At 62.8% G+C, this 14,189-nt stretch carries 14 protein-coding genes and 1 pseudogene; 3 read left to right on the plus strand and 12 right to left on the minus strand.

What is annotated here, in order from left to right:
* Positions 1-6: 6 nt before the first annotated feature.
* From bfr to NKH22_RS04325, 3 genes are read right to left on the minus strand one after another with little or no spacing between them, the layout of a single operon-like run.
* Entirely contained in the window at positions 7-492 is a 486-nt protein-coding gene (bfr, locus tag NKH22_RS04315) for a bacterioferritin (RefSeq protein ID WP_023669537.1), read from the minus strand.
* A complete protein-coding gene (locus NKH22_RS04320; protein ID WP_023669536.1) occupies positions 458-769 on the minus strand; it encodes a (2Fe-2S)-binding protein in 312 nt (103 codons plus the stop codon). Before NKH22_RS04320 ends, bfr begins: the two co-directional genes overlap by 35 nt.
* A gap of 59 nt (positions 770-828) precedes the next feature.
* Entirely contained in the window at positions 829-2,121 is a 1,293-nt protein-coding gene (locus NKH22_RS04325; protein WP_023682018.1) for an imelysin family protein, read from the minus strand.
* Between the two features lie 490 nt (positions 2,122-2,611).
* On the opposite strand from NKH22_RS04325, the gene NKH22_RS04330 reads away from it, so the two are divergent.
* Positions 2,612-3,865: an NAD(P)/FAD-dependent oxidoreductase gene (locus tag NKH22_RS04330; protein ID WP_023669534.1), complete on the plus strand. Its 1,254-nt coding sequence runs from the start codon at positions 2,612-2,614 to the stop codon at positions 3,863-3,865.
* A gap of 121 nt (positions 3,866-3,986) precedes the next feature.
* On the opposite strand, the gene NKH22_RS04335 is transcribed toward NKH22_RS04330, so the two are convergent.
* Positions 3,987-5,264, minus strand: a complete 1,278-nt coding sequence (locus NKH22_RS04335; protein ID WP_023669533.1) for a 4-aminobutyrate--2-oxoglutarate transaminase — start codon at positions 5,262-5,264, stop codon at positions 3,987-3,989.
* A 210-nt stretch (positions 5,265-5,474) separates the two neighbouring features.
* Between NKH22_RS04335 and NKH22_RS04340 the strand changes: the two are divergent.
* Both NKH22_RS04340 and NKH22_RS04345 read left to right on the plus strand, forming a co-directional pair.
* A pseudogene (locus NKH22_RS04340) lies at positions 5,475-6,011 on the plus strand (efflux RND transporter permease subunit); the annotation flags it as partial.
* Positions 5,993-6,166: a hypothetical protein gene (locus tag NKH22_RS04345; RefSeq protein ID WP_023682020.1), complete on the plus strand. Its 174-nt coding sequence runs from the start codon at positions 5,993-5,995 to the stop codon at positions 6,164-6,166. The pseudogene NKH22_RS04340 and the gene NKH22_RS04345, both read left to right, overlap by 19 nt.
* Positions 6,167-6,234: 68 nt before the next feature.
* Here NKH22_RS04345 and NKH22_RS04350 read toward each other — a convergent pair whose 3' ends face one another.
* The 8 genes from NKH22_RS04350 to recR form a co-directional block, all read right to left on the minus strand.
* Complete coding sequence (locus tag NKH22_RS04350) at positions 6,235-6,573, minus strand: hypothetical protein (protein ID WP_352909016.1); 339 nt, start codon at positions 6,571-6,573, stop codon at positions 6,235-6,237.
* Positions 6,574-6,587: 14 nt separating this feature from the next.
* Positions 6,588-7,337 carry an ABC transporter ATP-binding protein gene (locus NKH22_RS04355; protein WP_023682022.1) on the minus strand — a complete coding sequence of 250 codons (750 nt, stop codon included), beginning with the start codon at positions 7,335-7,337 and terminating at the stop codon, positions 6,588-6,590.
* Complete coding sequence (locus tag NKH22_RS04360) at positions 7,334-8,170, minus strand: ABC transporter ATP-binding protein (RefSeq protein ID WP_023682023.1); 837 nt, start codon at positions 8,168-8,170, stop codon at positions 7,334-7,336. Before NKH22_RS04360 ends, NKH22_RS04355 begins: the two co-directional genes overlap by 4 nt.
* A gap of 10 nt (positions 8,171-8,180) precedes the next feature.
* Positions 8,181-9,101 carry a nickel transporter permease gene (gene nikC / locus NKH22_RS04365; protein WP_023682024.1) on the minus strand — a complete coding sequence of 307 codons (921 nt, stop codon included), beginning with the start codon at positions 9,099-9,101 and terminating at the stop codon, positions 8,181-8,183.
* On the minus strand, positions 9,098-10,165 hold the full coding sequence (locus NKH22_RS04370; protein WP_023669524.1) for an ABC transporter permease: 1,068 nt from the start codon (positions 10,163-10,165) through the stop codon (positions 9,098-9,100). The genes nikC and NKH22_RS04370 overlap by 4 nt, the downstream gene beginning before the upstream one ends.
* 19 nt (positions 10,166-10,184) lie before the next feature.
* Complete coding sequence (locus NKH22_RS04375) at positions 10,185-11,828, minus strand: ABC transporter substrate-binding protein (RefSeq protein ID WP_023725785.1); 1,644 nt, start codon at positions 11,826-11,828, stop codon at positions 10,185-10,187.
* Positions 11,829-12,092: 264 nt separating this feature from the next.
* Positions 12,093-13,370: a lytic murein transglycosylase gene (locus NKH22_RS04380; RefSeq protein ID WP_352537283.1), complete on the minus strand. Its 1,278-nt coding sequence runs from the start codon at positions 13,368-13,370 to the stop codon at positions 12,093-12,095.
* A gap of 175 nt (positions 13,371-13,545) precedes the next feature.
* The gene (recR, locus tag NKH22_RS04385; protein ID WP_023688760.1) at positions 13,546-14,151 is read right to left on the minus strand and encodes a recombination mediator RecR; all 606 of its coding nucleotides are present in this window, start codon (positions 14,149-14,151) and stop codon (positions 13,546-13,548) included.
* Between the last annotated feature and the right edge of the window lie 38 nt (positions 14,152-14,189).

Consider the following 14,189-nt stretch of genomic DNA (forward strand, 5'->3'; position numbering starts at 1 on the left):
ATGGTCCTATTCCGCCTCGTCCGCCGATGCGGCGTTGAGCTGGCCGTATTTTTCCTCGCCGATCGAGGCAAGGAGGTCGAGCTGCGTCTCGAGGAAGTCGATGTGACCTTCCTCATCCGCCAGCAATTCCTCGAACAGCTTCATCGTCACGTAGTCGCCGGCTTCGTTGCAGATCTCGCGCGAACGCTTGTAGGCGGTGCGTGCGTCATATTCGCCGGCGAGATCGGATTCGAGCACTTCCTTGACGTTCTGGCCGATGCGCAACGGCGCCACGGACTGCAAATTGGGATGCCCTTCGAGGAAGATGATACGGGCCACCAGCCGGTCGGCATGGTGCATCTCCTCGATCGATTCGGCGCGTTCCTTCTTTGCCAGCTTGGCATATCCCCAATCTTCGAGCAGGCGGAAATGCACCCAGTATTGATTGACGGCGCCAAGCTCCAGGAACAGAGCCTCGTTAAGCCGCTCGATGATCTGCGGTTCGCCTTTCATGGATTCTGCTCCCATATTGGACGCGCAGGCCTCTGACGCGATCCAGGTGTGAAACGATGTCCACGCCGCTCGCCTCCGAACGGGTGTGGTAATTTTCGGTGACCCGAATGATCGTTTCGACCACATTTGGGAAGCAGCCGCAACAGCGACCGCGCTTTTGCATCGTGTGATAGACCTTCGCCGGCACGATCAGTTGCCAGGGGTCCTGATCCAGCAGATCGACGATCGTCTGCTCAATCTCCTTTTCGGTGATGATGTTGCAATGGCAGATCAGCATGGATTGGCTCTGGCTGACGGCGCCCCTCCGCGCCGTTTGGCTGGTAGTTGGTTGGGGTGCTACTTGAACACCTTGTCCGGTGCGTCGAGGCTGTCGGACCCCTCGAAGGCTATGTTGTTCAGCTTCAGCGCGCCGACGGCGCGTTCGATCGACTTGGTCTGGTCGACCAGCGCGTCGATTGCCGCCTGCACGGTAGCATTGCCTTCGGTGTTGCCCTCGGCGATCTGCTGGTCGTAGGCCTCGCCGGCCACTTCCCGCGCCTTGATCGCCTCCATCTTGGCGACCGAGACATCGAGCTTGTCGGACAGTTCCTTGTCGATCGCCGGATCGGCCGCCTTGACCATATCGTGCACCGACGGGCCTGAAACGACGGTGCCGTCGATGCGCGTGTAGCTGGCGAGATAGGCGGCGCGGATGCCGATGGCGTCATAGAGATGCGAGTTGTAGGTATTATCCGAGAAGCAGTCGTGCTCCTCTTCGGGATCGTGCAGCAGCAGGCCGAGTTTCATGCGCTCCCCGGCCAGTTCGCCGTAGGACAGCGAGCCCATGCCGGTGAAGATCACCGAGATAGCGGTGTTCGGCTGGCCATCGACGAGGTTCTTGCGGGCGGCGCCGTCTTCCTTCCAGTTGCCGACCATCTCCTGCAGGTCGGAGACCAGAAGATCGCTGGCCGACTTCAGATACTCGGCCCGGCGATCGCAATTGCCGCCGGTGCAGTTCTTGAGGTCGTAGTCGGTGAACGGACGCTCGCCGGCGCCCGGGCCGGTGCCGTGCAAATCCTGGCCCCAGAGCAGGAATTCGATGGCGTGATAACCGGTGGCGACATTGGCCTCGATGCCGCCGGCCTCCTGCAGCGTGCCGGCGAGGAACTCCGGCGAAAGCTTCGAGGCGTCGACCTTCTTGCCGTCGATCTCGATGTCCTTGTTGGCGATGACATTGGCGGTGTAGAGCGCGTTGGCGTCGGACTCGGTGCCGTAGCTCTTGGCGACGTAGTCGATCAGGCCTTCGTCGAGCGGCCAGGAGTTCACCTTGCCTTCCCAGTCGTCGACGATCTTGTTGCCGAAGCGGTAGACCTCGGTCTGCTGGTAGGGCACGCGCGACGCCTTCCAGGCATCGCGGGCGGCATTCAGCGTGTCCGCCGACGGGTTGGCAAGCAGCGCGTCGACAGCCTTGTCGAGCGCCTGCGCCGTGGTCAGCGAATCCTCGTACTTGGCCAGCGCGATGTCGGAATAGGTCTTGATGACCGCCTTGGCATCGATCTCCGCCGCCTTGGCCGGCAGGATGAAAACCGCCGCCGTCAACATAGCCGTGGCACCGATCGCAGCCAGTCTGCCGCCATATCGCGCTGTCATCATCAGTCTCCAGTCCAAAGGGGATTCGGTAAAAGGCGCGCGTGCCAAACGGTGCCGGGACATAGGCATGCCGTAGGACACCACAGATGCCGCGCCGCTCTGCGGCTCACGGGAGAAAGACACCAAATGCCTCCAATCGAACGGGTTCAAGGCCCAAACATCAAAGGGATGCGCTGACGCGCGAGCCTCCATAAAACGATGGCGAGGCCGCAAGTCAACTGGTGAACCCTAGAAAATTCAATTGAAACAACAGTTTAGAATTATTCTAAACTAGCACTATCAACTTTAAATCGTAGCCAGCAGCCAAGGTGAGAGACGCCGCGATTGACAAGCGACCGTTCCGGGTGCGACCCGGACCGGGGCTCTTGCGACGGCGGCAGACAATCGCCATCTGGCGGAACGGCTCACAATCAAAGCATGATGTCGTCCGAAAACCGCTTCACACTTTTCGGCATCATGCTCCAGATTTGAAACAGGAATTCGGGTTGCGATGAAGAACGGGGTCGTCATTGTCGGTGCGGGTCATGCGGGCGTGCAAGCGGCCGCCAGCCTGCGCGAGGAAGGCTATGACGGGCCTGTCATACTGATCGGCGACGAAACCGATCTGCCCTATCACAAGCCGCCGCTGTCGAAGACCTTCATCAAGGACGCCGATGCCAAGCCGCAACCCTTGCGCGGCGAGGCCTTTTACACCGGCAGCGCCATCGACTTCAGGCCGGGCATCCGAATAGACAGCCTCGATACGGCAGGCTGCAAGCTGGAGGTAGCGGGCGGCGGCGTGCTGCCGTTCGACCGGCTCATCCTGGCCACCGGTTCGCGGCCGCGGCTTCTGCCGCTGCCGGGCGCCGACCTCTCGGGCGTGGTGTCGCTGCGCTCGATCGCCGATGCGCGGCTGATCCGCGCGCTCAGCGCCCAAAGCGAAGACGTGGTCATCCTCGGCGGCGGCTTCATCGGGCTGGAGATCGCGGCAACGCTGAGGGCCGCCGGCCGCAACGTCACCCTGGTCGAGGCTGTCGACCGGCTGCTTGGCCGCGCCGTGGCGCCGGTGGTGGCGAGCCATGTCCGCCAACGGCTGGAGGCGATCGGCGTGCGTATCCTCACCGGCACCACCATTGCCGGGCTGGAAGGGGAAAACGGCCATGTCTGCGCTGCCATCACCTCCACCGGCGAAAGGCTGCCCGCGCGCATGGTCATCGTCGGCATCGGCGCCGTGCCGAATGTCGAACTTGCGCAGGCTGCCGGACTGACTGTCGCCAATGGCATCCGCGTCGACCAACAGATGCGCACCTCAGTGCCTGATATTCTGGCCATCGGCGACGCCGCTTCCTACCGCCACTGGTCGACCGGCGGCGACGTGCGGCTGGAATCGGTGCAGAACGCCACCGACCAGGCGCGGCTTGCCGCACGCACGATCACCGGCCATACGGACGCGTATGCGGCGGTGCCGTGGTTCTGGTCTGACATCGGCGACATGAAACTGCAGATGGTCGGGCTGACCTCGGGCGGCGACAGCCATGTCGTGCTGGGCGACCTCGCTGAGAACAAGTTCTCGATCTACCACTATGCTGGAAGCCGGCTGCTCGGCATCGAATCCGTCAACAGGCCGGGCGACCATATGCTGGGCCGCAAGATGCTCGGGGCCGGGTTTTCGCCGATGGCGCAGACGATTGCTGAGGGACCTGACGGGCTGAAGGCTGCACTGGCAGCGTTCCAGCAGGATGAGCCGGCACGGGCTGCGGGCTAGACGCACTTACCCTCCCCCTTGTGGGGAGGGTCGCTGCGAAGCAGCGGGGTTGGGGTCGGCGCGAGGCCCCCCACCCGGACCTGCGGTCCGACCTCCCCACAAGGGGGAGGTAGGGTTTGCGCTAGGCAGCGCAGACTTCGCGGATCGAGCTTTCCAGAATGTCGAGCGCCTCGTTCATGACATTGTCCTGGATGGTGATCGGAGCCAGGAAACGGATGACGTTGCCGTAGACGCCGCAGGTCAGCAGGATCAGCCCCTTGTCGAGCGCCTTCAGCCGGATCGCATTGGCGATCTCGGCCGACGGCAGGCCCTTCTTGACGTCGTTGAACTCGACCGCGTTCATGAAGCCGAGACCCCTGATGTCGACAATCTCGGGCACATCGTCGCGGATCGACTGCAGCCGCTGTTTCAGCCGGGCGCCCAGCGTATTGGCGCGGTCGCACAGCTTTTCGTCCTCGATTACGTCGAGCACGGCGTGTGCTGCGGCGACACCGATCGGGCTGCCGCCATAGGTGCCGCCGAGCCCGCCAGGACCGGGCGCATCCATGATCTCGGCGCGGCCGGTGACCGCCGCCAGCGGGAAGCCGCCGGCCAGGCTTTTCGCCATGGTGGTAATGTCGGCCGCGACCTCATGATGATCCATGGCGAACATCTTGCCGGTGCGGGCAAAGCCGGTCTGCACCTCATCGGCGATCAGCAGCATGCCGTGCTGGTCGCAGAGCTTGCGCAGCGCCGTCAGGAATTCGCGCGGCGCGTCGTAGAAGCCGCCCTCGCCCTGGACCGGCTCGATGATGATGGCGGCAACGCGAGCCGGATCGACATCGGCCTTGAACAGTTTGTCGAGTGCGGCCAGCGAATCGGCTGTAGACACGCCGTGCAGCGGCACCGGAAACGGCGCGTGGTAGACGTCGCCCGGCATGGCGCCGAAGCCGACCTTGTAGGGCACGACCTTGCCGGTCAGCGCCATGCCCATGAAGGTGCGGCCGTGGAAGCCGCCGGCAAAGGCGATGACGGCTTGGCGGCCAGTGGCGTTGCGGGCGATCTTGATGGCGTTCTCGACGGCTTCAGCACCCGTAGTGACGAAGATGGTCTTCTTCTCGAACTTGCCGGGCAGCATGCCGTTCAGCCGTTCGGCCAGCCTGACATAGCTCTCATAGGGCACGACCTGGTGGCAGGTATGGGTGAAGCGGTCGAGCTGTGCCTTGACCGCCTCGATCACCCTGGGATGGCGGTGGCCGGTGTTGACGACGGCGATACCGGAGGAGAAATCGATGTATCGGCGGCCTTCTACATCCCAGATCTCCGAATTCTCGGCGCGGTCGGCATAGATCTGCGTCGTCATGCCGACGCCGCGCGAGATCGACTGGTTCTTGCGCTCAGAAATGGCTGCGTTCTTCATTTCGTCCCTCATCGGGCCGACGCCCGTTCTCGTTAGATGAATGCCAAGGCCTCTTCTGACCTTATTTCACGTTTTCCTCAAGTTGGCACCGCCGCCGGGCGATTGGGCCTGTCGTCGATGCGGGCCACTTCGACAGACCGGTCTTAACCAGCCGACCGATACACGTACGGGGCAGTCCGTGACAGCTCACCCGTCACCGGGAACGGCGAAGCGATCCCGCTCGCCGCGGTGGCGAACTTCCGCTACGACCTCGAACAGCCGACGGTGTGGCGGCGCAACCGCATCCCGATGATCACCGTTCGCGCAGGCCTCGTTGGCGACGTGCTGCCGGCCACCGTCGTGAACGAATTGAAGCCGTCGGTCGACGCCTTCATCGCCAAACTACCGCCCGCTATTCCGTTGCAACCGCCGGCTCGGTCGAAGAAAGCGCAAAAAGCCGCAGCGGTGGTGCCGCTGATGCTGTTCGTGATGGCGACCATCCTGATGATCCAGTTGCAAAGTTTTCAGCGCCTGTTCCTGGTGGTGGCGGTGGCGCCGCTCGGCCTGATCGGCGTGGTCGCGGCCCTGGTGCCGAGCGGCGCACCGCTCGGCTTCGTCGCCATTCTGGGCGTCCTGGCGCTGATCGGCATCCTGATCCGCAACTCGATGATCCTGATCGTGCAGATCGAGGATCTGGTGGCCGAGGGCCAAGACCGCTGGGAAGCCGTATCGAAGCGACCGAGCACCGCATGCGGCCGATCGCGCTGACGGCCGCGGCCGCCAGCCTGGCGCTGATCCCGATCGCGCGCGAAGTGTTCCGGGGCCCGATGGCATACGCCATGATGGGCGGCATCATCGCCGGCGATCACGCTGCTGTTCCTGCCGGCGCTTTATGTGACGTGGTTCAGGATCAAGGAGCCTAAGCAGGGGGACGAACCATCTGTTCCAGAGAACGGCGAACTGGCGCAAAGCTCGACTTAGCCCTCCTGCATCACTCGTTGTCGTTGGAGGGTACAGGGAGTGATTTAGCGCGCTGCCAAGGCGACAATTTTGAACTGCGCCAAGCATGCCAGCCTTTTGGCAAATCGGCCAATTCCAGGATGCTCTCATCCCGCTGAACCACATTCTGGAGGCTGACGAGCATTAGCTCGGGTTCATCTCGATTTTGCTTGTCGTTGCTATGAAATTGCCAACTGCCACCCTCATCGTTGTGGTTATCGTCGTCATCAGCTTCGTGCACAACGTATGCGATCCAGTCAGCACGTTTAAATATGCTTCTGTCCGACAACACCGCGACATTGGGTGGGTCTTCGAACGTCCATTCCGCCATAGGAAACCCCAGATTCAAGCGGTCCGCACAAACCCCTCGCTCGCCCTCAACAGATTGCGCGTATAATCCTTCTCTACGCGATGCCCGATCAGCTGGCTCGCGGTGAGATTTTCCACCGCTTCGCCGTTCTGCATCACCATCAGGCGCTCGCACATATGGGTGATGATGGCGAGGTCGTGGCTGACCATCAGGAAGGTCAGCTTGCGCCGACGGCGAACCTCTTCCAGCAGGTTGAGCACTTCGGCCTGCACCGAAGCGTCGAGCGCCGAGGTTGGTTCGTCGAGCAGCAGGATCGACGGTTCGAGGATGAGCGCGCGCGCGATCGCCACGCGCTGACGCTGACCGCCGGAGAGCTGGTGCGCGTAGCGGAAACGGAAACCGTTGCCTAATCCGACCTCGTCGAGGGCGCGCTGGATGCGTTGCTCGCCATCGGCAAAGCCGTGAATGGCGAGCGGTTCCTGTAGCAGGCGGTCGACGGTCTGACGCGGGTGCAGCGAACCATAGGGGTCCTGGAAGACCATCTGCACTTCGCGATAAAAAGCCTTGTCGCGGCGCGCTCCCAGCGTCTTGCCATTGACCGTGATAGTACCGGATGCGACAGGCACCAGGCCGGCAATGGCTTTGAGCAGCGTCGACTTGCCGGAACCGCTCTCGCCGACCAGGCCGAAGGATTCGCCGGACTTCACCTCGAGGTTCGCCCCTTTCAGCGCGCGAAAACGGTCGAACACCACCTCCAGCCCTTCAATCGAAATGGCTGGCGTCATGCCGCCCACTCCGGCTTGCGGTCGAGCACCGGCAGCGGGTGGCGTTCGTAACCGATCCTGGGCATGCAGTTGAGCAGGCCGCGCGTGTAGGGATGCTGGGCGTCGCGCAGCTCCGACGCCTTGAGCTGCTCGACCACCTTGCCGGCATACATGACGATGACGCGGTCGCAGAAGGAGGCGACCAGCCGCAGGTCGTGCGAGATGAAGATCAGGCCCATGCCGCGCTCACTGACCAAGCGGTCGAGGATGCCGAGCACATCGAGCTGCACGGTGACGTCGAGCGCCGAGGTCGGCTCGTCGGCGATCATCAGTTCCGGTCCGGCGATCAGCATCATTGCGATCATGGCGCGCTGGCCCATCCCGCCGGACACCTCGTGCGGATGCAGGTCGAAGACACGCGAGGGATCGCGGATCTGCACAGCTTCCAGCATGGCCAGCGCCCGCTCGCGCGCTTCGGCCTTGGAGACCTTTTCATGCGTGCGCAGCGTCTCGACGATCTGGCGGCCGATGCTCATCACGGGGTCGAGCGAATATTTCGGATCCTGCAGGATCATGGCGATGCGTTTGCCGCGCAGCGCCCGGCGCTGACGGGCCGGTATGGCCAGAAGGTCGATGCCGTCGAGGGCGAGCTTCTTGGCCGACACAAGGGCCTGCGGCGGCGTCAGCCCCATGATGGCGCGGCCGGTCTGCGACTTGCCGGAGCCGCTTTCGCCGACAATGCCCAGCCGCTCTCGGCCAAGCGAAAAAGTGACGCCGCGCACCGCCTGGATGAGGCCGGTCCGAGTCGGGAAGGTGACGCGCAGGTCGTCGACATCGAGAAGTGCACCGCTCATTGGTCACCACTCATTGGTCGCCACTCCGGGGATCGAGCGCATCGCGCAGGCCGTCGCCCAGCAGGTTGAAGCCGAGACTGACGATCAGGATGGCGAAGCCGGGCGCGCCGGCCACCCACCATTGGTCGAGCACGAAGCGACGGCCGGACGCGATCATGGTGCCCCATTCCGGCAGCGGCGGCTGCGCGCCGAGGCCAAGGAAGCCGAGGCCGGCGGCGGTGAGGATGATGCCGGCCATGTCGAGCGTCACCCGGATGATGAGCGAAGAGATGCATAGCGGCATGATGTGGCGCAGCACGATGCGGAACGGAGAGGCGCCCATCAATTGCACCGCCTTGATGTAATCCGAATTGCGCACGGTCATCGTCTCGGCCCGCGCAATTCGGGCGTAAGGCGGCCACGAGGTGATGGCGATGGCCAGCACCGCGTTTTCGATGCCGGGGCCAAGGGCCGCGACAAAGGCCAGCGCCAGGATCAGCTTGGGAAAGGCGAGGAAGATGTCGGTAATGCGCATCAGAATGGCATCGGTCCAGCCGCCGGCATAGCCGGCGACGGTGCCGACCAAAAGGCCGATGGGGGCTGCGATGACGGCGACAAGAATGACGACGTAGAGCGTCCAGCGCGAGCCGAAAAGAATGCGCGAATAGATATCGCGGCCGAGATCGTCGGTGCCGAACCAATGCGCCGCACTCGGCGCCAAAAGCCGCGCGTTCTTGAGATCGCCGATGGTCGGCGAATAGGGCGCCAGCACATCGGCAAAGGCGGCGACCAGCAGCAGCGCGATGATGATGAGCAGGCCGAGAAACGCCAGCCGGTTGGCGGAAAAGCGCCGCCAGGCGACATAGGCGCGGCCGAGCCTTGCCTGCATGCGCGAGGCCGGCCGATCGCTGAGCAGCCAATCGCGGCGCGTTTGGATTGCTTCGGCGCTCATCCTGTCTTCGTCCTCGGATCGAGCACCTTGTAGAGAACATCGGACAGGAGATTGATGCCGATGAACACCGAACCGATGACGATGGTGCCGCCGAGCACGGCGTTCATGTCGGCGTTCTGCAGCGAATTGGTGATGTAGAGGCCGATGCCGGGCCAGGAGAACACCGTCTCGGTCAGCACCGAACCTTCGAGCAGCCCGGCATAGGACAGCGCGATCACCGTGACCATCGGCACCGCGGCGTTGCGCAGCGCATGGCCCCAGATGATTCGCGTTTCAGACAGGCCCTTGGCGCGCGCGGCGACGATGTATTCCTGCGACAGCTCGTTCAGCATGAAGGAGCGCGTCATTCGGCTGATATAGGCGAGCGAGAAATAGCCCAGCAGCCCTGCCGGCAGGATGATGTGGCGGTAAGCGTCGTAGAAGACATCCCACTGGCCCTGCAGCGCGGCGTCGAGCAGGTAGAAGCCGGTGATCGGTGTGAATGTGTACTCGTAGACGATGTCGAGGCGGCCGGGAAAAGCTACCCATTGGAGCTTGGCGTAGAACAGGACAAGCCCCAGAAGCCCGATCCAGAAGATAGGCACGGAATAGCCAATCAGGCCGACAATGCGAACGATCTGGTCGATGAGACTGCCGCGTTTTACCGCTGCCAGCACGCCGAGCGGCACGCCGATCAACGAGCCTATCAGAGTGCCCAGCGTCGCCAGTTCGATCGTTGCCGGAAAGGCGCGGCGGATGTCGGTCATCACCGGATTGGTGGTCAGCACCGAGGTGCCGAAATCACCGTTCAGCGCATGCTTGAGATAGATATAGAATTGCTCGATCAACGGAAGATCGAGCCCCATCTCGCGGCGGGTGCGCTCGACGACATTGGCCGGTGCGCGGTCGCCGAGCACCGCCAGCACCGGATCGATCGGGATGACGCGGCCGATGAAAAAGGTCACCGCGAGCAGGCCGAGATAGGTGGTGACGGCGATGACCAGGAAGCGGCCGATCGCCAACAAGATAGCGACGGCGCGGGCGCTTCCCTGCCCCGCCGTCGCCTGGTTTTCAATCGCGCTCATCAGGGCGCGTCCGCCGGCGCTATTCCTTGGAGACCGGGCCGACGAAGTTGGTGTCGAAGCTCGGACCGAGCGCAAAGCCTTTCAGGTTTTTGCGCAGGCCTGCCACTTCCAATTGCTGGTGGATGATGACGAAGGGGCTGGTGTCGAGGATCGTCTTTTCAAGGCTCTTGTACATATCGGCGCGCTTGCCGGCATCCTTCTCCAGCAAGGCTGCTTCGGTCTGCTTTGTCAGGTCCGGGATGTCCCAGGCATTGCGCCAGGCCAGCGTCTTGGTCTTGCCTTCATCCGAATTGTCCGGGTTTGAGGCAAAGGTCTGGGCGTTGGAGTTCGGATCGAAATAGTCCTGGCCCCACTGGCCGATATAGATGTCATGATTGCGGGCGCGGTATTTGGTCAGCGTCTGCTTGCCGTCGCCGGGGATAATTTCCAGCTTGATGCCGGCTTGGCCAAGCGTCTGCTGGATCGATTCCGCCATGCCGGTGGTCGGCTGTCCCGTGCGTACGTCCATGGTTACACTGAAGCCGTCGGCCAGGCCGGCCTTGGTCAGCAGTTCCTTGGCCTTGGCGACGTCGAACTTGAACGGATTTTCGTCCAGTTCGCCCAGAACGCCCTTGGGCAGGAAGGTCTGGTGAATCTCGCCAATGCCCTTGAGGATGGTCGTGCTCAGCGCATCGTAGTCGACCAGATATTTGAACGCCTGGCGAACCTCGGGCTTGGCGAGGTTCGGATTCTTCTGGTTGAGGCTGATATAATAGACCGTGCCCTTCGGCGCGCTGGTCGTGGTGAGATCGGCATTCTTGGCGATGGCGTCGAGATCGTTCGGCTCGAGGTTGCGAGCAACGTCGATGTCGCCTGCTTCGAGCGCCAGGCGCTGTGCCGAGCTTTCCTTCATGTTGCGGTAGATGACGCGGGCGAGCTTGGCCTTCTCGCCATTGTAATTGTCGTTGCGCTCGAGCACGACGACCTCATTGGCCCGCCATTCGCGCAGCTTGTAGGCGCCGGAGCCGGCATAACCGGTCTTCAGGAAGGCGTTGCCGAAATCGTTGTCCCATTTGTAGTCGGCACTTGGCGTCACCGCGGCGACATGTTCCTTGACCAGCTTTGCGTCGACGACCGAAGCGACCGTTGCCGACAGGCAGTTTAACACGAAGCTCGGCGCATAGGCCTTGTCGACGGTGAACTGGAAGGTGGTGTCGTCGACGGCCTTGGCCTTGTCGGCAACATTGTCGCCGCTGATGCCGAACTGGTTGATGATGAATGCCGGCGGCTTGTCCAGCTTGATGGCGCGCTCGAAGGAATAGGCGACATCGGCCGCGGTCAGTGGATTGCCCGAAGCGAACTTTAGGCCGGGCTTGAGCTTGAACGTATAGACCAGGCCGTCGTCGGAAACGGTCCAGCTCTCGGCAAGGTCGCCCTTGACCTTGGAGGTGTCGCTGAGGTCGAGGCGGACCAGCAGATCATAGGTGTTGCCGGTGACCTCTGCGGTCGACAGTTCGAACGCCTCGCCCGGATCCATGGAGATGATGTCGTCGATGGCAAAACCTTCGACCAGCGTGTCGGCGGGGGTCACGGCAAAGGCCGGCGCGACGCCAATGAGCAGAGCGGACATGGCAGCACCTGCGAGCCAGACGCGCGAACGTAGAGCAAACTTTTCCATCATCATGATGATTGTTCCCTGTTTTGTTGATTGTTGACCCCGAGTTCCCGGCTCAGGGCTGCAGTAATCTTTTTCGCGGCCGGAGGACGACCGTTAGACCCCATACCGTGTTGATTTTTTTCCAGTTGGTCAACACCCTATCCGGCAGCCCTCCAACCGGCAACGGGCATTTTTGCGAGCCGGCATACTGGACCGGAATATGCTGTGCGCGTCGAAGCATGGGCGAGCCAATTGCAGCCGCCGATGGGGAAAAATCTGCTCTTTTCGGTGTTACTTGATGGCAGCAACCAGATCGGCGTCGGGGAAGCAGGTGGCGGGGCGGCCGTTCTTTTCCTGCCAGCTGCCGATCGAGCGGCGGGTCTTGAAGCCGGGCAGGCCGTCGGCGCTGCCGACATCGTAGCCCTTGGCCTCCAGCGCCCGTTGCAGCGCGGCGATGTCGGAACGATGCAGGCCGCCAACCGCACCCCAGTTGCCGACGAAATCAGCATCGCCATGTGCAATGCGGTCAGCGCCATGGCCGATGAACAGGGCGTACAGGTCGCTGGTGTTGTACTGTTTCAGCACGTAGAAATTGGGCGTGGCGATAAAGGCGGGGCCGCTGCGTCCGGCCGGCATCAAAAGGAATCCTTCCGCTTTCAGTTCGCCGGCCGGAAAGGCTTTGCCGCCGACGCGGCTGATTCCCATCGCCACCCAGGCTGAGATCTTCTTGCCCTGGTCGGGACCTTCGAGCGAGCAGGAAACGCTTTCCGGAACCGTCACCTCGAAACCCCAGACACGCCCCTTCACCCAGCCATAGCGGACGAGATAGTTGGCGATCGAGGCCAGCACGTCCGGCGTCGAATTCCAGATGTCCGGGTGCCCATCACCGTCGTAGTCGACGGCGTGCTTCAGGAACGAGGTCGGCATGAATTGCGGCTGGCCGAGCGCGCCGGCCCAGGACGATTTCATGGCGCCGACCGGCGCCAACCCACGCTCGACGATCTCGAGCGCCGCCAGTACCTCGGTGCGGAAGAAGTCCTTCTTGGTCGACATGAACGCCTTGGTGCCGAGAACCTCGAAGGCGTCGTAGGGCATTTTCGCCGCGCCGAAGCCGGTCTCGCGGCCCCAGATCGCCAACAGTATCTCGCCCGGGACACCGTAGCGCTTTTCGATCGCAGCCAGCGTCCTGGCGTTGGCCGCCTCGCGCGTGCGCCCGCCTGATGTGACGGCGCGCACCGTCTTTTCGGCGAAATAGGCGCCGGGCGAACCGAACTCGGCCTGATGCTGTTTTTGCGGAGTTTTGGGTTTCTCGCCGGGCAGGACGAGGTCGGGCAATTTGAGGTTCGGCTTCACGCCGTCGAAAGCGGCGTCGAAAGTGGATTTGGAGATGCCTTTGGTCTGGGCTTCCGGCCAGAGATCGGTTTGCAGCCAGGCGCGGAACTGGTCGTCGATTTTGGCGGCGGAGGCGGGGGCTACAAAAAGCAGGGCAACAAGGGATGCGAGGAGCGCAACGAGCGCCAATCCGAAAGATCCGCGTTCTGTCGCGCCCCCCTCTGTCCTGCCGGACATCTCCCCCTCAAGGGGGGAGATTGGCTGTCGCTTCGGTTTTCGCCTACCACCAGCGTTGAAAGAAGAATGCCGCCCGAGAAGCTGCTGATCTCCCCCCTTGAGGGGGAGATGTCCGGCAGGACAGAGGGGGGCCCGAAGGAATGCTGTCATCTCCGGAGCATCCCCGCCAATTGCGTCAAAACGCCGTCCGCGATCGCAACGCGGCTGCCAGCGTACCCTCATCCAGATAATCAAGCTCGCCGCCAACCGGCACGCCATGGGCAAGTCGTGTCACCTTGACCTCGAAGCCCGACAACTGGTCGGTGAGATAGTGCGCCGTCGTCTGGCCCTCGACGGTGGCATTGACGGCAAGGATCACCTCCTTCACCTCACCGCCGGCAACGCGGTCGACCAGCGAGCGCACGTTGAGCTGTTCGGGACCGATGCCGTCGAGCGGCGACAGCGTGCCGCCGAGCACGTGGTAGCGCACATTCATGGCCGCCGCCCGCTCCAGCGCCCAGAGATCGGAGACATCCTCGACGACGATCAGCGTCGAGGCATCGCGGCGCGGATCGGTGCAGATCATGCAAGGGTCGGAGGTATCGACATTGCCGCAGGTCGTGCAGATGCGCACCTTGTCGGCGGCTTCAGCCATGGCGGCGGCGAGCGGTGACAAAAGCTGCTCCTTCTTCTTGATCAGGTGCAGTGCCGCACGCCTGGCCGAACGAGGCCCTAGCCCCGGCACCTTGGCCAGGAGCTGGATCAGGCGTTCGATCTCGGGACCGGCGATTCGCTTTGACATCGCACTGATCTAGGATTTTTCCGCGCGCTTTGAAACAT

Origin of the sequence: Mesorhizobium sp. M1252 (genome assembly GCF_040318265.1) — a bacterium.
In the GTDB taxonomy this organism is placed as follows: Bacteria; Pseudomonadota; Alphaproteobacteria; order Rhizobiales; family Rhizobiaceae; genus Mesorhizobium.

Coding starts and splice junctions, on each gene's coding strand:
- NKH22_RS04350 (WP_352909016.1), bottom strand. CDS start 6,573: ATGGCGGAATGGACGTTCGAAGACCCACCCAATGTCGCGGTGTTGTCG.
- NKH22_RS04375 (WP_023725785.1), bottom strand. CDS start 11,828: ATGATGATGGAAAAGTTTGCTCTACGTTCGCGCGTCTGGCTCGCAGGT.
- NKH22_RS04330 (WP_023669534.1), top strand. CDS start 2,612: ATGAAGAACGGGGTCGTCATTGTCGGTGCGGGTCATGCGGGCGTGCAA.
- NKH22_RS04380 (WP_352537283.1), bottom strand. CDS start 13,370: ATGTCCGGCAGGACAGAGGGGGGCGCGACAGAACGCGGATCTTTCGGA.
- NKH22_RS04345 (WP_023682020.1), top strand. CDS start 5,993: ATGCGGCCGATCGCGCTGACGGCCGCGGCCGCCAGCCTGGCGCTGATC.
- nikC (WP_023682024.1), bottom strand. CDS start 9,101: ATGAGCGCCGAAGCAATCCAAACGCGCCGCGATTGGCTGCTCAGCGAT.
- NKH22_RS04325 (WP_023682018.1), bottom strand. CDS start 2,121: ATGACAGCGCGATATGGCGGCAGACTGGCTGCGATCGGTGCCACGGCT.
- NKH22_RS04370 (WP_023669524.1), bottom strand. CDS start 10,165: ATGAGCGCGATTGAAAACCAGGCGACGGCGGGGCAGGGAAGCGCCCGC.
- NKH22_RS04335 (WP_023669533.1), bottom strand. CDS start 5,264: ATGAAGAACGCAGCCATTTCTGAGCGCAAGAACCAGTCGATCTCGCGC.
- NKH22_RS04360 (WP_023682023.1), bottom strand. CDS start 8,170: ATGAGCGGTGCACTTCTCGATGTCGACGACCTGCGCGTCACCTTCCCG.
- recR (WP_023688760.1), bottom strand. CDS start 14,151: ATGTCAAAGCGAATCGCCGGTCCCGAGATCGAACGCCTGATCCAGCTC.
- NKH22_RS04320 (WP_023669536.1), bottom strand. CDS start 769: ATGCTGATCTGCCATTGCAACATCATCACCGAAAAGGAGATTGAGCAG.
- NKH22_RS04355 (WP_023682022.1), bottom strand. CDS start 7,337: ATGACGCCAGCCATTTCGATTGAAGGGCTGGAGGTGGTGTTCGACCGT.
- bfr (WP_023669537.1), bottom strand. CDS start 492: ATGAAAGGCGAACCGCAGATCATCGAGCGGCTTAACGAGGCTCTGTTC.